Source organism: Rhizobacter sp. OV335, assembly GCF_900142965.1.
Lineage (GTDB): Bacteria > Pseudomonadota > Gammaproteobacteria > Burkholderiales > Burkholderiaceae_C > Rhizobacter.
In genome coordinates, this window is sequence record NZ_FRCQ01000033.1 from 59,885 (window position 1) to 80,394 (window position 20,510).

At 70.4% G+C, this 20,510-nt stretch carries 15 protein-coding genes; 5 read left to right on the forward strand and 10 right to left on the reverse strand.

The window, feature by feature from the left end:
* Positions 1–3: 3 nt before the first annotated feature.
* Positions 4–369 (reverse strand): response regulator, encoded by a 366-nt coding sequence (locus BUE42_RS26700; RefSeq protein WP_073468345.1) that lies wholly within the window; start codon positions 367–369, stop codon positions 4–6.
* 324 nt (positions 370–693) lie between these two features.
* Here BUE42_RS26700 and BUE42_RS26705 point away from each other — a divergent pair, with 324 nt between their 5' ends.
* From BUE42_RS26705 to BUE42_RS26720, 4 genes are all read left to right on the forward strand, one after another.
* Positions 694–5,625 (forward strand): HAMP domain-containing protein, encoded by a 4,932-nt coding sequence (locus tag BUE42_RS26705; RefSeq protein ID WP_073468321.1) that lies wholly within the window; start codon positions 694–696, stop codon positions 5,623–5,625.
* Between the two features lie 26 nt (positions 5,626–5,651).
* Complete coding sequence (locus BUE42_RS26710) at positions 5,652–7,796, forward strand: response regulator (protein WP_073468322.1); 2,145 nt, start codon at positions 5,652–5,654, stop codon at positions 7,794–7,796.
* Between the two features lie 98 nt (positions 7,797–7,894).
* Complete coding sequence (locus BUE42_RS26715) at positions 7,895–8,281, forward strand: hypothetical protein (RefSeq protein WP_073468323.1); 387 nt, start codon at positions 7,895–7,897, stop codon at positions 8,279–8,281.
* A 123-nt stretch (positions 8,282–8,404) separates the two neighbouring features.
* Positions 8,405–9,175, forward strand: a complete 771-nt coding sequence (locus tag BUE42_RS26720; RefSeq protein WP_073468324.1) for an alpha/beta fold hydrolase — start codon at positions 8,405–8,407, stop codon at positions 9,173–9,175.
* Positions 9,176–9,191: 16 nt separating this feature from the next.
* Here the strand turns inward: BUE42_RS26720 and BUE42_RS26725 are convergent, their stop codons facing one another.
* Genes BUE42_RS26725 through BUE42_RS26735 form a run of 3 tightly spaced genes read right to left on the reverse strand, consistent with a single transcriptional unit; the run spans position 9,192 to position 12,010 of the window.
* Positions 9,192–9,929 carry a substrate-binding periplasmic protein gene (locus BUE42_RS26725; protein WP_073468346.1) on the reverse strand — a complete coding sequence of 246 codons (738 nt, stop codon included), beginning with the start codon at positions 9,927–9,929 and terminating at the stop codon, positions 9,192–9,194.
* Between the two features lie 16 nt (positions 9,930–9,945).
* Positions 9,946–11,280 (reverse strand): diguanylate cyclase domain-containing protein, encoded by a 1,335-nt coding sequence (locus tag BUE42_RS26730; RefSeq protein ID WP_073468325.1) that lies wholly within the window; start codon positions 11,278–11,280, stop codon positions 9,946–9,948.
* Complete coding sequence (locus BUE42_RS26735; protein ID WP_073468326.1) at positions 11,252–12,010, reverse strand: substrate-binding periplasmic protein; 759 nt, start codon at positions 12,008–12,010, stop codon at positions 11,252–11,254. The genes BUE42_RS26730 and BUE42_RS26735 overlap by 29 nt, the downstream gene beginning before the upstream one ends.
* A gap of 141 nt (positions 12,011–12,151) precedes the next feature.
* On the opposite strand from BUE42_RS26735, the gene upp reads away from it, so the two are divergent.
* On the forward strand, positions 12,152–12,784 hold the full coding sequence (gene upp, locus BUE42_RS26740; protein ID WP_073468327.1) for a uracil phosphoribosyltransferase: 633 nt from the start codon (positions 12,152–12,154) through the stop codon (positions 12,782–12,784).
* A gap of 65 nt (positions 12,785–12,849) precedes the next feature.
* Here upp and BUE42_RS26745 read toward each other — a convergent pair whose 3' ends face one another.
* From BUE42_RS26745 to BUE42_RS26770, 6 genes are all read right to left on the reverse strand, one after another.
* Positions 12,850–14,187 (reverse strand): sensor histidine kinase, encoded by a 1,338-nt coding sequence (locus tag BUE42_RS26745; protein ID WP_073468328.1) that lies wholly within the window; start codon positions 14,185–14,187, stop codon positions 12,850–12,852.
* A gap of 7 nt (positions 14,188–14,194) precedes the next feature.
* Complete coding sequence (locus tag BUE42_RS26750) at positions 14,195–15,529, reverse strand: sigma-54-dependent transcriptional regulator (protein WP_073468329.1); 1,335 nt, start codon at positions 15,527–15,529, stop codon at positions 14,195–14,197.
* Between the two features lie 14 nt (positions 15,530–15,543).
* The gene (locus BUE42_RS26755; RefSeq protein WP_200799035.1) at positions 15,544–16,761 is read right to left on the reverse strand and encodes an ABC transporter permease; all 1,218 of its coding nucleotides are present in this window, start codon (positions 16,759–16,761) and stop codon (positions 15,544–15,546) included.
* A 25-nt stretch (positions 16,762–16,786) separates the two neighbouring features.
* Positions 16,787–18,091 carry an ABC transporter permease gene (locus BUE42_RS26760; RefSeq protein WP_073468331.1) on the reverse strand — a complete coding sequence of 435 codons (1,305 nt, stop codon included), beginning with the start codon at positions 18,089–18,091 and terminating at the stop codon, positions 16,787–16,789.
* A gap of 12 nt (positions 18,092–18,103) precedes the next feature.
* On the reverse strand, positions 18,104–19,375 hold the full coding sequence (locus tag BUE42_RS26765; RefSeq protein WP_200799036.1) for a TolC family outer membrane protein: 1,272 nt from the start codon (positions 19,373–19,375) through the stop codon (positions 18,104–18,106).
* A gap of 391 nt (positions 19,376–19,766) precedes the next feature.
* Positions 19,767–20,480 (reverse strand): ABC transporter ATP-binding protein, encoded by a 714-nt coding sequence (locus BUE42_RS26770; RefSeq protein WP_073468333.1) that lies wholly within the window; start codon positions 20,478–20,480, stop codon positions 19,767–19,769.
* Positions 20,481–20,510 lie beyond the last annotated feature (30 nt).

A 20,510-nucleotide genomic window follows, 5' to 3' on the forward strand; every position in this document is an offset into this window, starting at 1 on the left:
TCGTCAGCCGCGGCTCCTGACCGCGGCACTGATCTCGTCCATCAGCTGCTCGAGCTCTTCCGGTTCGAACGGCTTGCGCAGCGCCCGCACATGCGGGCCGAACTGCCGCACCCACTCGCCGAACTCGTAGCCCGAGCACAGCACCACCCAGCGGTCCGGCTGCTTCGCGAGCAGCTGCTTCGCGAGGTCGGTGCCGGAGATGCCGGGCAGGCTGACGTCGGTGATGACGATGTCGTACTCGTTCGCGGCGCACAGCGCCAGCGCCTCTTCGCCGTTGGCGCACGCGGTCAGCGCGCGCCCCGGCTGCTCCATCAGCATCGCGATGCTGAGGCGCAGGTCGTCGTTGTCTTCGACATAGAGCACGGTCACGTCTTGCAAATCGGGTCCTCCGGCGGGTGCCATGGTGGAAAAGTCTACGCTGCCGATGCGGGTGCATCGACCTGTATGCGAGGTGCTGCGTCGGATGGGTGGGGGCTCGCCAACCCAGCAAATGCGCGGGTTTCCGGGGCATGGCGCGCCGGCTGTAGTCTCCATCCTACAAAGGCTGTCGGCGCCGTCCGTCATGATCATGAGCGGATCCAGCGCTAGTCTGCACCACCGTTGCCCGCGCCGTATGCAAAAAGACATGCTGCGGGCCAGAATCGCGCTCGCCGACCTGCTCTCGCCGGCTTGAATCAGTATGGAAGCCCCGCCATGAACGTGCTTGAACTCAACGAGGTCGCGACGCCGGAACGCGAGATGGTCACCCTGCTCGCCGCATTGACGCAATTGCGGCGCGGCGACGCCAGCGTGCGATTGCCGCTGCACTGGGACGGGCTGGCCGGCAAGGTGGCCGACGTCTTCAACGACCTGGTCGAGCAGAACGCCGCGATGGCCGACGAGCTCGGCCGGCTGCGCCAGGTGGTCGGCAAGGAAGGCAAGCTGAAGCAGCGCGCGGTGCTCAGCGAGACGCGCGGCTTCTGGGGCGCGTCGATGGAATCGATCAACGCGCTGATCGACGACCTGGTGCACCCGACCAGCGAGGTGGCGCGGGTGATCGGCGCGGTGGCCCAGGGCGACCTGAGCAAGAGCATGGCGCTGGAGGTCGAGGGCCGCGAGCTCGAGGGCGAGTTCCTGCGCACCGCGAAGACCATCAACAAGATGGTCGAGCAGCTCGGCAACTTCTCGGCCGAGGTGACGCGCGTGGCGCGCGAGGTCGGCACCGAAGGCATGCTGGGCGGCCAGGCCAAGGTGAAGGGCGTGGCCGGCACCTGGAAGGACCTGACCGACTCGGTCAACTCGATGGCCGGCAACCTGACCGACCAGGTGCGCAACATCGCCGACGTGACGACCGCGGTGGCCAAGGGCGACCTGTCGAAGAAGATCGACGTCGACGTGAAGGGCGAGTTCCTGACGCTGAAGAACACCATCAACACGATGGTCGACCAGCTGCGGTCGTTCGCATCCGAAGTGACCCGGGTGGCGCGCGAGGTCGGCACCGAGGGCTCGCTCGGCGGGCAGGCGCGGGTGGAAGGCGTGTCGGGCACCTGGAAGGACCTGACCGATTCGGTCAACTCGATGGCCGGCAACCTGACCAGCCAAGTGCGCAACATCGCCGACGTGACCAAGGCGGTGGCCGCCGGCGACCTGTCGAAGAAGATCACCGTCGACGTGAAGGGCGAGATCCTGGAGCTGAAGAACACCGTCAACACGATGGTCGACCAGCTGCGATCCTTCGCCGCCGAGGTGACCCGCGTGGCGCGCGAGGTCGGCACCGAAGGCATCCTGGGCGGCCAGGCCGACGTGCAGGGCGTGGCCGGCACCTGGAAGGACCTGACCGAGTCGGTCAACTTCATGGCCGGCAACCTGACCAGCCAGGTGCGCAACATCGCCGAGGTGACGACCGCGGTGGCGGCCGGCGACCTGTCGAAGAAGATCACGGTCGACGTGAAGGGCGAGATCTCGGAGTTGAAGAACACCATCAACACGATGGTCGACCAGCTGCGGTCGTTCGCCGCCGAGGTGACGCGGGTGGCGCGTGAGGTCGGCACCGAAGGCAAGCTCGGCGGCCAGGCCGACGTGCAAGGCGTGGCCGGCACCTGGAAGGACCTGACCGATTCGGTGAACCTGATGGCGTCGAACCTGACCAGCCAGGTGCGCAACATCGCCGACGTGACCAAGGCGGTGGCCGCCGGCGACCTGTCGAAGAAGATCACGGTCGACGTGAAGGGCGAGATCCTGGAACTGAAGGCCACCATCAACACGATGGTCGACCAGCTGTCGTCCTTCGCGGCCGAGGTGACGCGGGTGGCGCGCGAGGTCGGCACCGAAGGCCGGCTGGGCGGCCAGGCGCAGGTGCGCGATGTGTCGGGCACCTGGAAGGACCTGACCGACAACGTGAACTTCATGGCCGGCAACCTGACCGGCCAAGTGCGCGGCATCGCGAAGGTGGTGACCGCGGTGGCCAACGGCGACCTGCAGCAGAAGCTGACGGTGGAGGCCAAGGGCGAGATCGCCGCGCTGGCCGAGACCATCAACAGCATGACCGAGACGCTCGCGACCTTCGCCGACCAGGTGACCACGGTGGCGCGCGAGGTGGGCGTCGAAGGCAAGCTGGGCGGCCAGGCCAAGGTGCCCGGCGCGGCCGGCACCTGGAAGGGCCTGACCGAGAACGTCAACCAGCTGGCGGCCAACCTGACCACGCAGGTGCGCGCGATCGCCGAGGTGGCGACCGCGGTGACGCAGGGCGACCTGACGCGCTCGATCACGGTGGAGGCGCAGGGCGAGGTGGCCGCGCTGAAGGACACCATCAACGAGATGATCCGCAACCTGAAGGACACCACGCAGAAGAACACCGAGCAGGACTGGCTGAAGACCAACCTGGCGAAGTTCAGCCGCATGCTGCAGGGCCAGAAGGACCTGCTGACGGTGGGCCAGCTGATCCTGTCCGAACTCGCGCCGGTGGTCGGCGCGCAGCAGGCCGAGTTCTACGTGCTGACCGGCAGCGGCGGCCTGGGCCCGCGGCTGAAGCTGTTCGGCAGCTATGCCTCGGGCGGCCAGGCCACGCACGGCAAGGAGGTCGACCTGGGCCAGGGCCTGGTCGGCCAGTGCGCGGTCGAGAAGACCAAGATCCTGGTGACCAACGTGCCGAGCAGCGCGATACGCATCGCCACCGGGCTCAGCGAGGGTGCGGCGCTCGACATCCTGGTGCTGCCGATCGTGTTCGAAGGCGAGGTGCGCGGCGTGCTGGAGCTGGCCTCGCTGGAGCGCTTCAACCCGGCGCACCAGGCCTTCCTCGACCAGCTGACCGAATCGATCGGCATCGTGATCAACACGATCAGCGCCAACATGCGCACCGAAGACCTGCTGACGCAGTCGCAGTCGCTGGCCGAGGAGCTGCAGAGCCGCCAGCAGGAGCTGCAGCAGACCAACGAGGAGCTGCAGGAGAAGGCCCGGCTGCTGGTGCACCAGAACCAGGAAGTCGAGCGCAAGAACCAGGAAGTCGAGCAGGCGCGGCAGGCGCTGGAAGAGAAGGCCGAGCAGCTCGCGCTGACCTCGAAGTACAAGTCCGAGTTCCTGGCCAACATGTCGCACGAGCTGCGCACGCCGCTGAACAGCCTGCTGATCCTGTCGGACCAGCTGTGCAAGAACAGCGACGGCAACCTGACGCCGCGCCAGGTGGAGTTCGCGAAGACCATCCACCTGTCGGGCAACGACCTGCTGATGCTGATCAACGACATCCTCGACCTGTCGAAGATCGAGTCGGGCACGGTCGCGGTCGACGTGTCGGAGCTGCGGCTGGAAGACCTGCAGCGCTCGGTGGACCGCAGCTTCCGCCACGTCGCCGAATCGCGTCACGTCGCGTTCGAGATCGGCGCGCCGGTGCGTCTCGCGCCTTTGCCGAAAACCATCGTCACCGACGTGAAGCGGCTGCAGCAGATCATCAAGAACCTGCTGTCGAACGCCTTCAAGTTCACCCACCAGGGCGCGGTGCGGCTGACGATGGAGGTGGTGGACCGCGGCTGGTCGCGCGACAACGAGGACCTGAACCGCGCGTCGCAGGTGCTGGCGTTCTCGGTGTCGGACACCGGCATCGGCATCTCGCCGGACAAGCAGCAGATCATCTTCGAGGCCTTCCAGCAGGCCGACGGCTCCACCTCGCGCAAGTACGGCGGCACGGGCCTGGGCCTTGCGATCAGCCGCGAACTGGCGCGGCTGCTGGGCGGCGAGATCCGGCTGGTCAGCGCGCCGGCCGAGGGCAGCACCTTCACGCTGTACCTGCCGCAGAGCTACAGCCCGACGCGCAGCCTGCGGCACGGCCGCGGCACGCCGCCGGGCGTGATGAGCGAGGTGCTGCCGATGCTGGAGCGGCCGCGCGTGGAGGTGCCGATGTCGGTGGCGACATCGGTGAGCGACACCGCTGACGCCGACGAGATGGGCGACAACGCCGCCAACGACGACCGCGCCGACATCCTGCTCGGCGACAAGGTGCTGCTGATCGTCGAGAACGACCTGGCCTTCGCCGACGTGCTGCTGCAGGCGGCACGCCGCGTCGGCTTCAAGGGGCTGGTGAGCACCAGCGGCGCCACGGCGCTCGCGCTGACGCGCGACTTCCAGCCGGCGGTCATCACGCTCGACATCTTCCTGCCCGACATGGAGGGCTGGCGCATCCTCGAGCGGCTGAAGTCCGACCTCGCGACGCGCCACATCCCGGTCTGCGTGGTATCGACCGACGACTCGCGCGAACGCGCGCTGCGCTCGGGCGCGGTGGGCTTTTTGACGAAGCCGCTGCAGTCGGTCGACGAGGTGGAAGAAGCGCTCGGCCACCTGCACGAATTCGCCGAGCGGCGCCGCAAGCGGCTGCTGGTGATGATGGACGACACGCCGGCGCGCGCGCAGTTCCTGGACGCGCTCGACACCGAGACCGACATCGTGCAGGCGAGCCGCGCCGACGAGGCGCGCGAGCGCATCGCGCACGGCAGCATCGACTGCCTGATCACCGACGGCAGCGTGCCCGACTTCGGGCCGGAGGACGTGATCGAGTCGCTCGAATCGCGGCCGCTCGCGCGCCAGCTGCCGATCGTGCTGGCGAGCAGCGACCCGGCAGTGTGCGTCGCGTGGGAGCGCGGCCACAGTGCGTTCGCGCTGCGCCGCGCCGATTCGCTGGAGCGCATGCTCGATGCGTCGGCGTTCTTCCTGCACCGCGGCGAGGCGACCATGTCGGAAGAAGAACGCCGCTCGGCGCGCGAGCTGCATGACGCCGACCGCCGGCTGCACGGCCGCAAGGTGCTGATCGTCGACGACGACATGCGCAACATCTTCGCGCTGGCCACCGTGCTCGACAACCACGGCATGGTGATCGTCTCGGCCGAGAACGGCCGCGATGCGATCCGCCTGGTGGAGACCGACCCGAGCATCGACATCGTGCTGATGGACATCATGATGCCGGAGATGGACGGCATGGAGACGATGCGCCAGATGCGCAGGCTGCCGCGCGGCAAGGAGCTGCCGCTGATCGCGGTGACGGCCAAGGCGATGAAGGGCGACCGCGAGAAGTGCATCGACGCCGGGGCCTGGGACTACCTGTCCAAGCCGGTCGACACCGCCTACCTGCTGGTCGTGCTGCGCGGGTGGTTGAGCAAGTGAGCGCGCCCCACGATCTCGACCCGAGGGTGAACATCCTCGTGGTCGACGACCTGCCGGAGAAGCTGCTGGTGTTCGGCACCGTGCTCGAGGAGCTCGGGCAGAACCTGGTGTTCGTGCGCTCCGGCCGCGAGGCGCTGCGCGAGGTGCTGCAGCGCGAGTTCGCGGTGATCCTGCTCGACGTCAACATGCCCGACATCGACGGCTTCGAGACCGCGGCGCTGATCCGGCAGTACAAGCGCTCGGTCGACACGCCGATCATCTTCATCACCTCGTACGCCGACGAGATGCAGACCGAGCGCGGCTATGCGCTGGGCGCGGTCGACTACATCCAGTCGCCGGTGGTGCCGCACATCCTGCGCAGCAAGGTGCGGGTGTTCGTGCGGCTGTTCGCGATGCAGCGGCAGGTGCGCGAGCAGGCCGATGCACATGCGGCAATGGTGGCGGCCGACGCCGCGCGCCGCGTCGCCGAGGACAACGACCGCCGCTCGGCCTTCCTGGCCGACGCGAGCCGGGTGCTCAGCGGCTCGCTGCAGGCCGAGGTCTGCGTGCAGGCGCTGGCCGAGCTGCTGGTGCCGGCGATGGCGAGCGCCGCGCTGGTGCTGCCGGGCGACGAGCCGGGGCCGCGCCAGAAGCTGGTGTGCGCGTCGTCGGGCGCGGGTGGGGGCCATACCGCGAACCGCATGCTGATGGACATCGCGCCGCCGCTCGCCGCCGCGCTGCGCCAGGCGCTGGCCGAACGCCGCACGGTGACGCTGGCGCCGGCCGACCTGGCCGCGCTCGCGCCCGACGCGTTCGGTGCGGGCCGCGCGCGCGCCCTGCCGTGGCAGGCGGTGCTGGCGCTGCCGCTGATCAACGGCGACCGGCTGCTCGGCGCGCTGCTGGTGGCGACCGACGACGCGCTGCAGCGGCCCGACTGGCGCGTGCTCGACGACCTGGCCGCGCGCGCCGCGGCGGCGCTCGAGAACGCGATCCTCTACGGCAGCCTGCAAGGCGAGATCGTCGAGCGGCGCGCCGCCGAGATGCAGCTGCAGGAGGCCGGCCGGCGCAAGGACGAGTTCCTCGCGATGCTGTCGCACGAGCTGCGCAACCCGCTGGCGCCGATCCGCACCGCGCTGGAGGTGATCCGCCGCATCGCGCCGCCCGATCCGAAGATCGGCTGGGCCACCGACATCATGGTGCGCCAGCTCAAGCAGATGACGCGGCTGATCGAGGAGCTGCTGGATGTGGCGCGCATCAGCCAGGGCAAGATCGTGCTGAGCCGCGAGAAGGTCGACCTGAACGCGGTGATCCTGCAGAGCGTCGAGACCGCGCAACCGCTGATCGACGCCCGCGAGCAGCGCCTGCAGGTGCTGCCGCTGGCCGAGCCGATGTGGCTGCACGGCGATTTCGCGCGGCTGGCGCAGATCGTGTCGAACCTGCTGAACAACGCGTCGAAGTACAGCGAGAAGGGCACGCGCATCGCGCTGGAGGCGAGTGCCTCGCCGCAGGGTGCGGTGATCCAGGTCAGCGACCAGGGCATCGGCATCGATGCGCAGCTGCTGCCGCGCATCTTCGACCTGTTCACGCAGGGCTCGCGCACGCTGGACCGGGCGCAGGGTGGGCTGGGCGTCGGGCTGACGCTCGCGCAGCGGCTCGCGCAGATGCACGGCGGCAGCCTCGAGGCGGCCAGCGAAGGCATCGGCCGCGGCGCGGTGTTCACGCTGCGGCTGCCCTGCGTCGGCCTGGTGCGCAGCGGCGAGGCCGGCGGCCCGGCGCCCGAAGCGGGCACGACGCACCCGGCGCGCGTGCTGGTGGTCGACGACAACCACGACGCGGCGCACAGCGTGGCCGACCTGCTCGCGCTCGGCGGGCACGAGGTGCGCACCGCCGCCGACGGCCGCGAGGCGCTGAGCGTCGCCGAGCACTTCAGCCCCGAGGTGGTGGTGCTCGACATCGGGCTGCCGATCCTCGACGGCTACGAGGTCGCGGCGCGGCTGCGCACGATGGACGGCACGCGCGGATCGCTGCTGCTCGCGCTGACCGGCTACGGCCAGCAGGACGACCGCGCGCGAGCCAAGGCGGTTGGCTTCGATCACCATTTCGTGAAGCCGGCCGATCCGGTGGCGCTGCAGAAGTGCATCGACGGGTGGCTGCGGGAGCGTGGCAACGCCGAGCGGCAACAGACGGGCTGACCGACCGCCCCGCAAAACGACCGCGGCGCGCCGGGACGAATGGCCTGAAGGGCCACCTGGCAGGGAACCGCGCGCGCCCGGCGGTTACTGATGCGCGCATGAGTGGCTGGCGCGATTACCTGTGGATCACCTGGTGGCGTTCGCTGTGGGACGGCGACGGCCCGCGCGGGCGGGCGCACCCCGCTGCGCGCCTGCCGCGGACGCCGAAGGAGCGGCTGCAGCATCGCCTCGTCGACGACTACGCCCGCCACGTGGCCGGTGCCGATGGCGTCGTGCGAACGCTGCGCCGCTGGATCGACGGGCTCGGCGGCCACCTCGACCTGTCGCGCTGCGAGCGCGCCGCGGTGCGCCAGTTGCCGAAGGAGCTGATCGACGACTGCATCTCGTATGTCACGCAGCGCAGCCGGCATGAACAGTTGCGCATCACGCTGCCTGACGGGCTGAACCAGCAGGTCGGCTGGTGGTCGGACTACGGCCTGGGCTGACCCGGGTGGGCGGGACGCCTGCATCGAACTTCCCCTGAGTCCTACACCGTTTGCCTCTTTTGCCCGATAGGCAGCACCGCGTCAGCGCTCTACCCTGGGACCAACGAATTTCAGGAGCGTCCTATGGGTCCCAGCACCGACACCTGCTCGCCGTCCGCGGCGCTGGGCCTGGCGCCGATCTCCCGCCCGGCCCTCGGCCTGCTGGTCAGCGAGCCGTGGCGCGCCGCCGTCGAGCTGGCCTCCCACAAGCTGCGCCGCGGCTTCTCGAAGGCGCAGCAACCCGGCGACGGCCACCCGGTCGTCATCTTCCCCGGCCTCGCGGCCGATGGCGCGGCGGTCGCCACGCTGCGCGAGCACTGCACTGCCCTCGGCTACACCGCGTTCGACTGGGGCCGCGGCCTGAACGTCGGCCCGCGCGGCGACGTCGACGCCTGGATGGCCAACCTCGCCGACCACGTGCAGACCCTGCTGAAACCGCACGGCGGCCGCGCGACGCTGGTCGGCTGGAGCCTCGGCGGCCTCTACGCCCGCGAACTCGGCAAGCTGCTGGCGCCCCAGGTGCGCCGCGTCATCACGATCGGCACGCCGTTCAACGCCGAGGCCGACCACAGCCACGTCGGCTGGCTGTACCGCCTGCTCAATGGCGCGCCGGCCCGGCTCGACCCGGCGATGAGCCGCCGGCTGCGCACGCCGCCGCCGGTGCCGACCGCCTCGATCTACAGCCGCAACGACGGCATCGTCGCGTGGCAGACCTGCATCCACGGCCCGCAGGAGCATGCGACCGGCCGGGTGCGCGACGTGGAAGTCGACAGCAGCCACATCGGCATGGTGTGGAACCCGCGCGTGCTGAATGCGGTCGGCGACCTGCTGGCGCTGCCGGGCAGCGGCCACTGATCCACCGGCCAGCGCTTCAGCGCCCCGGCGCCCCCATCAGCCGCGCCAACGTGCCGTCGGACTTCACCTTCTCGAACGCCGCCCGCGTGCGCGCCACCACGTCGTCGGGCGTGGCCTTGCTGTAGGCCATGAACAGCCCGGTCGACAGCGCATCCAGCGTGTAGACCTTCTCCAGCATCGCGGCGCAGTCGATGTGCGACTCCTCGCACAGCTGCCGCGCGTCGCGCTCCGGCATCGGCACCAGCTGCACCTGGCGGTGCAACAGCTTGCGGAAGTTGTCGCCGTTCTGCGCCGACACCACCAGCCGCGTGAAGCCCTGCGACTGCAGGTACTGCTGGCGCACGTCGTCGCGCATCACGCCGACGCTGTAGGCCTTGGCGTCCTGCAGCGTGCGCACCACCACCTCGGTGTCGGTGCGCAGCTTGTACAGGTGGTACTCGATGCGCATGAACTCGCCGGCCCACTTGAACCGGTCCTCGCGCTGCGGCGTGCGCGCGATCATGAAGATCAGCACGTTCGGCTCTTGCAGCGCCATGTCGTAGGCGCGCGCCCACGGGTAGATGCCGGCGCGGTAGTCGGTGATGCCGGCGCGCTGCATGGTGGCCGCGACCACCTCGCTGGCCGGGCCGAGCACGCGGCCGGCGCTCAGCCAGGTGTAGCCGGACTCCTCGGTGACGCCGCGGATCGCCTGGGCGTGCGCGGCGGCGCCGGCATACGCCAGCGCGACCGCGAGAACCGTGTGAATGCAACGCATGTCTTCCTCCTTCTGATCAGGCGGCCACCCGGTCGCGGCCTTGTCGCTTCGCGCGGTACAGCGCCTGGTCGGCGCGGTGCAGCAGCGCATCGAAGCGGTCCATCGTCTCGGGATCGAACTGCGCGACGCCGATGCTCAGCGTGACGCGCGGCGCGACCTGCGACGCGCTGTGCGGGATGTCGCGCCCGGCCAGCGCCTCGCGCAGCCGCTCGGCCGCGGCGTGCGCCTGCTCGGCATCGACCGCCGGCAGCAGCACCGCGAACTCCTCGCCGCCGATGCGTGCGGCCAGTTCGCCGGCGCGGCCGAAGGTCTCGCGCAGCGTCTGCGCGATCAGGCGCAGGCAGTCGTCGCCGAGCGCGTGGCCATAGGTGTCGTTGTAGCGCTTGAAGAAATCCACATCGCACAGCAGCACCGACAGCGGCTGGTTCAGGCGCTGCGCGCGGCGGAACTCGACATCCTTCACCTCGTCGAAATGGCGCCGGTTCGCGAGGCCCGTCAGCGGATCGCTGCGCGACAGCTCCTCCAGCTGCGCATTGGCGGCACGCAGTTCGGCGGTCTGCTCGTCGACCAGTTCGGCCAGCCGGTCGCGATGCGCAGCCAGGTCGCGCTCGTCGCGACGCTGCCGCTCCAGGTAGTCCGACAGGTTGCCCTGCAGCTGGTTGACGCCCGACTCCAGCAGGCTGAGCTCGTCGCGCCGGCCCGGCGCGCGCTCGAGCCGCAGCCGGTGGTCCAGCGTCTGCGGCGTCAGCGCGCCGAGGTGGCGCGCCATGCGCCGCACGTGCACGGTGACGGTGCGGTTGAAGACCCACATCACCAGGCCCGCCAGCAGCAGCGACTGGATCAGCTGGGTCAGCACGATGCCGGCCAGCTCGCCGCGCAATCGCTCCCACAGCACGCGTTCGTCGCCTTCCAGCGTCAATTCGCCGACCACCTCGCTCGCGCCGGGATAGGGCTCGTAGTTCAGCTGGCGGTGCAGCACCGGCGCGCGCTGCGAGGGCTGCGCACCTTCGCGGCGCTGCGCCATCAGCTCGGTGGTGCGGCCGTTCTGCAGCAGCCGCAGCTCGACGCGGCCGACCGGGCTGACCTGCGCGACGCCGTTGACGTGGGTCTGCAGCGCGTCGCGGTCCATCTCCCAGATGGCCTTGGAGAGCGTGCGCTGGAACACCTGGTCGATCAGCGTCAGCTCGGCCGTCATCGCCGCCAGGTTGGCCTGCCAGGCCGACCAGGTGCGCACCGCCACCGCGGCCCCCGTGAAGACGATGCCGAACACCAGCGTCGCCAGCACCAGCTGGCGGCCGAGCGAGCCGTTCAGCCCGCCGTTGTCAGAGCCACTTGCGCTGGAGGCTCTCATAGGTGCCGTTGCGGCGGATCGTCTCCAGCCCTTTGCGGAATCGCTCGACCACCTCGTCGGGCGTCTTCAGGCTGAAGGCCATGTCGAGCCCGCCTTCGGTGCCGAGGTCGGTGAGGGCGAGCGTGCGTTGCACGGTGCGGGCGGGGTCGTCGCCGGCCTGGCGCACCAGCCAGGTCACGTTCAGCTCGTTGGCGATCCACAGGTCGACGCGGCCGCCCTTCAGCTTCTCGTAGTTCAGCTCGTAGCGGTTGCTCGACTGCAGGTTCTGGCCGATCTGGAAGCCGTTGGCGACCAGGTACTGCTCGCCGGCGTCTTCGTTGACGGTGGCGATCTGGAAGCGGCGCGCGTCGTCCAGCGTCTTCACCGGCGGCGTGCGGCCGCTCAGCGAGAACAGGTACCAGCGCGTCGGCGCGATCACGCCGACCCACTTGAAGCGCTTCTCGCGCTGCGGCGTGCGGGTGATCGAGTAGATCAGCACGTTCTCCTGGTTCAGCGCGATGTCGTAGGCGCGTGCCCAGGGCATCACCTGGATCGGCGTGCCGGCGAGGCCGGCCTCCTTCAGCACCGCCTGCACGACCTCGGTGCCGAGGCCGGTGACCTGGCCGTTCAGCGTCATGTTGTAGGGCGGCAGCTCCTCGGTGACGATGCGCAGCGATTGCGCGGCGGCCAGCAGGGGCAGCATCCCGAGCAGGCAGCAGGCAAGACGGCGCAACGGGGAAAGAGCGGACATGCGGGACTCGGCGGACGGAGCAACGCCTTTTTTTCGACCACTCCGGCCAGCGACTTGAGCGCAGCGGCGCGGCGTGGCGTGACGAAATGCTGGTTCGCCGCGGCGGGAGCCGATATAACTGACGCACCCCGAGGAGAGCCCATGACCGCACCCGTGCACCACATCACCCACCCGCTGATCCAGCACAAGCTGACGCTGATGCGCCAGAAGGACCGCAGCACCAACAGCTTCCGACGCCTGCTGAACGAGATCAGCATGCTGATGGCCTACGAGGTCACGCGCGACATGCCGACGCAGATGATCGAGATCGAGACGCCGCTTGAGACCATGATGGCGCCGGTGATCGACGGCAAGAAGACGGTGTTCGTCAGCATCATGCGGGCCGGTGCCGGCTTCCTCGACGGCATGCTGAACGTGGTGCCGGGCGCGCGCATCGGGCACGTCGGGCTGTACCGCGACCCGAAGACGCTGGTGGCGGTGGAGTACTACTTCAAGATGCCGGCCGACATGCACGAGCGCGACGCGATCGTGCTGGACCCGATGCTGGCCACCGGCAATTCGGCGGTCGCGGCGGTGGACCGGCTGAAGGAGACGCGGCCGAAGTCGATCCGCTTCGTGTGCCTGCTGGCGGCGCCGGAGGGGCTGGCGCACTTCCGGTCGGCGCACCCGGACGTGCCGGTGTACACCGCAGCGATCGACCGGCAGCTGGACGAGCACGGCTACATCGTGCCGGGGCTGGGGGATGCGGGGGACAGGTTGTTCGGCACCAAGTGACCCACGTTCCGTTCGCCCTGAGCCTGTCGAAGCCCTCGTGCCAGGGCGCCAACCCTTCGACAGGCTCAGGGCGAACGGGCTTGGGTGTCCGTCGGCAGCGTGATCGCCACGCGCAGCCCGCCATCCGGCCGGTTCGCGAGCGCGATGCGCCCGCCATGCGCCTCGGCGATCTCGCGCGCCAGCGCCAGCCCGAGCCCGGTGCCCGCGCGCTTCGTCGAATAGAACGGCAGCAGCGCCTGCGCAAGCACCGTGTCGCTCATGCCCGGGCCGCGGTCGGCCACCTCGAAGCGGATCTCCGCGCCGCTGTCCACCAGCGACAGCGTGACGCCCTCGGCCGGCCCGCCCGCCTCGTGCGCGTTCTTCAGCAGGTTGATCAGCGCCTGCTCGACCTGCGCCGCATCGAACACGCCGGCTCGCGCCGGCAGCTCGCCGCTGCGCGTGAACGGGTACTGTGCCGCCAGCGCGTCCAGGAACGGCGCCCACTCGACGCGCGCGAGCCGCGGCGCCGGCAGCTTCGCGAAGCGCGCATAGCCGTCGAGGAACCCGTGCAGGTGCCGCGCGCGCTCGCCGATCGCGGCGAACACCTCCGGCAACCGCTGCACGTCGCCGCGCCGCGCCAGCTCGGCCCCGCTGTGGGCGAGCGACGAGATCGGCGCCAGCGAGTTGTTCAGCTCGTGGCTGATGACGCGGATCACGCGCTTCCAGGTAGCAACCTCTTGCCGCGACAGCTCGCGCGTCATGCGCCGGAACAGCAGCAGCCGGTGCGGCCGGCCCTGCAGCCGGAACTGGCGCTGCGACAGGTGGAAGGTCTCCTCGCTGCCGTCCAGCGTGACGCTGAACAGCGCATCGGTGCCCTCCTCGACCGCGCGCACCAGCGCCGGCGGCAGCGTCGCGAGCAGCGCGCCGAAATCGCCGCCCTCCAGGCTGCGGCCTTCGCCCAGCAGCTGGCGCGCCGCGATGTTGGCATAGGCGACACGCTGCCGCACATCGGTCAGCACCAGCGCGACCGGCGTGTTCTGCACCACGGTGTCGAGCAGCAGCTCGCGCTGCGCCAGGTGCTGGCGCTGGTCGCGCAGCGCATGACCCAGCGCGTTGTGATGGCCCACCAGCGCGCCGAGTTCACCGCCGTGGTCGTCGCTGATCGAGACGCTGAAGTCGCCATCGCGGTAGCTGAGCACCGCACTCTCCAGCGAGCGCAGCAGCCGCTTCAGCGGCGCGACCAGGCGCGACGAGCCCCAGGCCGCCAGCAGCAGCGCGAGCACCGCGGCCGCACCGACCAGCAGCGCCGCATGGCCGCCCCAGCGCGCAAGCGCGGCCAGCACCGCCGCATGCAGCGCGGCACCGGCGCCCAATGCGGCGACCAGCGCCAGCAGCAGCCGTGTGCGCAGGCTCACCGGGCGCATGCCGTGCTCAGACCGGCAACCCGTAGCGCTCCATGCGCCGGTACAGCGCCTGGCGCGACAGCCCGAGCGCCGCGGCGGCGCGGCTGACGACGCCGTCGGCGCGCGCCAGCGCCGCGACCACCGCGTCGCGGCTCGGTTCGTCGAGGTTGCGCGCCATCGCGGGCTCGACCGGCGGCAGGCCGAGCAGGTCGGGCGTGATCGGCCCGCCGCGCGCCAGCAAAGCGGCCCGCTCGATCACGTTCTTCAGTTCGCGCACGTTGCCCGGCCAGGCATGCGCGAGCAGCTGGGCGCGCGCCGCATCGCCCAGCTGCGCGCGGCCGGCGAGGAAATGCTCGGCCAGCGGCAGCACGTCGTCGCGGCGCTGCGCGAGCGGCGGCAGCGCGACCTCGATCACGTTGAGCCGGTAGTACAGGTCTTCGCGGAAGCTGCCGGCGCGCACCATCGCCTTCAGGTCGGCATTGGTCGCGCTGATCACGCGCACCCGCACCTGGCGCGTGCGCGACGAGCCGACGCGCTCGAAGCGCCCGGTCTCGAGCACCCGCAGCAGCTTGACCTGGCCGGGCAGCGGGAGCGTGCCGATCTCGTCGAGGAACAGCGTGCCGCCGTCGGCCGCGTCGAAGCGGCCGTCGCGCGACTTGCCGGCGCCGGTGAAGGCGCCGCTCTCGGCACCGAACAGCTCGGCCTCGATCAACTCGGCCGGCAGCGCGCCGCAGTTGACCGCGACGAACGGGCCGTCGCGCACCGCCGAGTTGGCATGCACGGTGGCGGCGATGCGCTCCTTGCCGCTGCCGTTGGGGCCACTGACCAGCACCGGCAGCTCGGAGCGCGCGACCTGGCAGGCCAGTTCCAGCGTGCGCTCCATCGCCTCGGACGCGTAGACGATGCCGCCCAGGTCGTGGCGCTGCGCGAGCGCCTCGCGGCGGCGCCGGCGCTCGTCGCGCACGCGGGCCACCTCGCGCGTCGATTCGGACAGCTCCAGCAGGTTCTCGACGGTGGCGACCAGCTTCGCGTCGTCCCAGGGCTTGGCGAGGTAGTCGGCAGCGCCGGCCTTGACCAGCTCGACAGCAGCCTCGAGCCGCGTCCACGCGGTCAGCAGGATCACCGGCAGGTCGGGCTGGCGCTCGCGGATCGCGCGGAACAGCGCCGCGCCTTCGGCGCCGGAGGTGGTGTCGGCGCTGAAGTTCATGTCCTGGATCACGACGTCGACCGGGCCGCGATCGAGCGCGGCCAGGCCGTCGGCGGGGGTCAGTGCGACCTCTGCCTGGATGTCGTGCAGCGACAGCAGCAGCGACAGGGCCTGGCCGACCGCGGGGTTGTCGTCGATGATCAGGATTCGGCGCATGGGGCGCGAGCTTACTAGGCGCCCCGCATGACCACCACCGGCGGCAGCGCGGCAGCGCGGCGCGCCGGGCCGAGCACCGCGACCTGGCCGAGCACCCACAGCGTCACCGCGCCGATCGGCAGGCACACCCAGGGCAGCTGCGGCAGCTCGTACAGGCTCATCAGCAACCGGTTGATGCCGTACGCGGCCGTCATGCCGAGCACGATGCCCATCGTCGTCAGCAGGAAGTTCTCGGTCTGGAAGTAGCGCAGGATCTGCACCCGCGACGCGCCGAGCGCGCGCCGCACGCCGATCATCCGCGTGCGCTGCTGCACCCAGAAGCTGGCCAGCCCGACGATGCCGAACGCGGTGACCACCAGCAGCGCGATGCACACCGCCACCAGCAGCGCGGCCATCCAGCGGTCCTGGCGGTAGTACTCGTGGCGCATGTCGTCGAAGGTCTCGCGCTCCATCACGATGCGCTGGCTGTCCACCGCCTGCAATGCGGCGACCGCGTCCTTCAGCAGCCGGTCGCGCTGCGCCGCGTCGGCGACGCGCACCAGGTAGTTGCCGTCGTTGTAGACCGGCTGCACCGGCAGCAGCGTCAGGTACGCGCCGCGCGGACCGTTCGGCTGCGGGATCGACATGTGCTCGACCACGCCGACCACCCGCATAGGCGACGACCCGAACACGTACAGCGAGCGGCCGATCGCGCTGCCTTCCGGGAACAGGCGCGCCGCGGTGCCGCGGTCGACGATCACCGCCGGCACCTTCGGCTCCTCGCGCTCCAGCGCCGAGGCCGGCTGCACTTCTTCCGGCAGGAAATCGCGGCCCTCGACCAGCTTCAGGCCGAGCGTCGCGAGCGCGTTCTCGCCGACCAGGTAGAGCGCCGCGCTGAGGGTCGGCGACGGCTGGTCGGGCGAGATGTTGACGCCGGCATCGGACGAGCCGTTGCCGAACGGCACGTGGTTCACGCTGGTGGCGGCCTTGACGCCCGGCAGCGCGCGCAGCGTGGCCAGGTCGCGCCGCGTCAGCGCCTCGGCGTTGTCGCGGCGGGCGACGTCGTTGAGCCGGATGTGCAGCAGCTCGGCCTCGGCCAGCCCGGTGGGCGCCTGCATGCGCTCCAGCCGCTCGCTGATCAGGAACAGCGCATTGCTGACGATCGCGCAGCTCAGCGCGACCTCCAGAACGATCAGCGCGGCAGCGGTCTTGTGGCGGCGCAGCGTCGACAGGATCGGTCGGATGTCCATCATCACGTTCTCCTTGGTTCTTGCGCGCTCATTGCGATTTGAGTTGCAGCGCCGGCGTCACCTGGCAGGCGCGCCACGCCGGCAGCAGCCCGGCGGCCAGACTGGCCACCAGCGCGAGCACCAGCGTGGTCGCGAGCATCGGGGCGTCGAGGTACGCGAGCTGGGCGTAGCTGGCCGGGTTCTGGCGCACGCCCCACAGCCCGAGCAGCGCGAGGCCGAGCCCGAGCACGCCGCCGACGATGCCGATGCTGCCGGCCTCGACCAGGAACTGCCCGAAGATCGCGCGCCGCGTCGCGCCGAGCGCGCGCCGCACCGCGATCTCCGGTGCGCGGCGCATGCACTTGGCGAGCAGCAGCCCGACGGTGTTGGTCAGGCACACCAGCAGGAAGCCGAACGCGAGCCACAGCTGCAGGTGCACGTCGCCGGGCACGACGTGCCTGAAATCCATGCGCTCGGTGACGTTGCGCAGGCGCACGTTGGTCGGCCGCTCGAAGCGGCCGGCCGCGCGCTGCTGCTCGGAGTAGTCGGTGAGGTACTGGCGCAGGGCCGGCGCATCGGCCGCCGACGGCATCTGCACCCAGTACTGCAGCCAGGCGCAGGGCGCGTTGAGGGCGCGCGGATCGGGCGTGGTGCGGTTGCCCCAGCAGGTCAGGCTGCCGGCGATCGGCAGCCGGGCCTGCAGCGCGGTGGAAAACGGCGTGAACACCTGCTCGGTCTTCGCGAAGCGCCCGGCGAACAGGTCGTAGTAGTGCGGCACCGGGCGCCACGGCGCGAGCACGCCGACGATGCGCAGGTCGTGGTCGCCGGCGCGCAGCATGCGGCCGGTGCTGTCGGCGCCGTCGAACAGCTTCTGGTTCAGCTCGTGGGAGATCACCGCGACGCGCGCGCCGGCTGCGTCGTCGGCCGCCTCCCAACCGTGGCCGTAGCGCCAGGGCGTCTCGAACATCGAGAAGAAATCGGCGGTGGTGTAGCGGGCGCTCGCGAAGAACGGCGGCCGGTCGGTCTGCGCCGGCTGCACCGCGACCGAGCCGCCGGTCATCATCACCTGGCGTTCGCCGCGCTTGTCGCGCAGCAGGGCCTCGGCGTCGAAGCGGGTCAGCTGCTCGAGCGGTTCGGAGCCGGGCGGCGAGCCGCCGCGTTCATTGGCATCGAGCTGCACGTAGAAGAGCCGGTCGCTCTTGCCGGGGATCGGGTCGCCGGACAGCACGTGGAACACCGTCAGCGTGGTCATGCTGGCGCCGATGCCGAGCGCGATCGCGAGCACCATCAGGGCAGTCAGCGCGGGGCTGCGCCGGAAGCTGCGCAGCGCCAGGTCGAGGTGGTAGCCGAACATGGTGGGGCTCTCCTATTTGAGCAAGGTGTTGACGGCGGCCAGGTCGGCCTCGTCGATGCGGCCGGCCGCCTGCAGCAGCAGCAACCGGCTCAGCACGAACTGGTGGCGCGCCTGCGAGTACGAGGCCTGCGCCGAGGCCTGGGTCTGGATCGCGAGCAGCAGGTCAGTCATCGTCTGCGTGCCGAGTTCGTGGCCGATGCGGGTGGAGGCCAGCGCGCGGCCGGCCGAGTCGACCGCAGTGCGGGTGGCGTCGATGCGGCCGATGCCGGCGGCGACGCTGCGGTACTGCTCGAGCGTCTCGCGCGCGACGCGGCGGCGGCGCTGTTCGTAGTCGTCGCGCGCTGCATCCTGCTGGTGGAACGCCTGGCGCAGCTGCGACTGCGTGGCGCCGCCGGCGAACAGCGGCACGTTGAGCATCAGGCCGATGCTCGCGACGTTGCGGCCGTCGGTGTTGCTGGCCGGCGTGGGCCAGGCCGCGGCACGGCCGACGCCGAGATTGGCGCTGAGCGTCGGCAGGTGGCCGGCGCGGGCGGCGGCGATGCCCTGCCCTGCCCCATCGACGACATGGCGCTGCGCAGACAGCGTCGGGTTGTGCCGTAGCGCGTCGTCGACCCAGGCCTGCGGATCGGCCGGTGCCGGCAACGCCATCGGCAGTTCGTCCTGCAAGCGGTTCAGCGCCGGCGCGGGCTGGCCGGTGATCTCGGACAGCGCCTCGCGCGCATCGTCACGCGCCTCGCGGGCATCGATGCTGGCGGCGCGCGCAGCCGCGTGATAGGCCCGCGCCTGCTCGACATCGACCTGCGCCGACAGCCCGTTGCGGAAGCGCTGGTCGGACTGCTCGACCTGCTGGCGGAACGCATCTTCATTGGCCTCGACCTGGCGCACCGCGTCGTCGGCGGTCAGCACGTCGAAGTAGGCGCGGGCGACGCGGGCGCACAAGGCCTGCTCGGCGGCGCGCACCAGCTCGTCCTGCGCATCGGCCTGCGACTGCGCGACATGCAGTTGCGACAGGCGGGCCACGTCGACCAGCACCTGGTTCAACGTGACCGAAGCGGTACGGCTGTTGATGCGCTCGCCGGGGTCGCTGGTGGGCTGGGCGCGGTCGTATGACAGGCCGGCCGAGGCTTGCGGCAGCAGCGGTGCGCGGGCCTGGACGACGCCTTCCTTCGCGATGCCGCGTTGGGCGTCGGCGGCGGACAGCACCGGGTCCGCGCGGCGGGCCTGCTGGTAGATCTGCAGCAGGTCGTCGGCTTGGGCTGCCAATGGCGCGATGGCGAGCGACATCACTGCGATGCAGCGGCGCATCGCGGCGGTTGGGGAACTGGGCTGGGGGCTCATGCCGGGGCGGTCGGCCCTGGCGGGCCGACTGCACGAAGAAGCTCGGCTCCGTGGGTGCATCGCCAAACTCCCTCCACTCACTTCGTTCGTTGTGGTCAAACAGTGGCGATGAGTCAGTCTACGAAGCGCGCTGGCGCGCGCCACCCCCGAAGCCGATCTTCTCCGTCGCCCCAGAAATCGCCCCCAGCCCAGTTCCCCAACCGCCGCGAAACACCAGTCGCTCTTGTTCAGGGGAAAAGATTGGTCAGGTGATTGAGCACGTAAGCGCTCGAACGCTTCGTGGGCCTGTTCAGGCTCTTCCACCCTCACGCACAGAGCGCCTTTGCTCGCACCCACGTCAGCCCACCAACTCACCAGCCGAAGCCGAAGACAGCCGAAGCTCATCTGATACATCCACGACCTGTCCATCAACAACGTGAACGTTGCGCTGCGCCCGCGCCGCCAACTGCGGATCGTGCGTGACCATCACGATCGTCGCGCCCGAGCGGTGCAGTTCCTCCAGCAGCGCCATCACGCTGCGCGCCATCTGGCTGTCGAGGTTGCCGGTCGGCTCGTCGGCCAGCAGCAGGCGCGGGCTACCGGCCAGCGCGCGCGCGATCGCAACCCGCTGCTGCTGTCCGCCCGACAGCTCCGCCGGGTAGTGCCGTTCGCGTGCTGCCAGCCCGACCCGCTCCAGTGCGTCGCGCACGCGGCGACGGCGCTCGTCGGCCTTCATGCCGCGGTAGCGCAGCGGCACCTCGACGTTGTCGGCGATGTTCAGGTCCGGGATCAGGTTGAAGGCCTGGAAGATGAAACCGATCTTCTCGTTGCGAATGCGCGAACGGGCGTTGTCGTCCAGCTGACCCACCTCGACGCCATCGAGCAGGTAGCTGCCGCCGGTCGACGCCTCCAGCAAGCCGGCGATCGTCAGGAAGGTCGTCTTGCCCGAGCCCGACGGGCCGGTCACCGCGACGAACTCGCCCTCCTTCACCTCCAGGTTGAACGCGCGCAACGCATGGGTCTCGATCACCTCGGTGCGGTAGACCTTGGACAGGCCGGTCATCTTGAGCATGGGAGTCCTTCGATGTCAGTGTTCGATGGG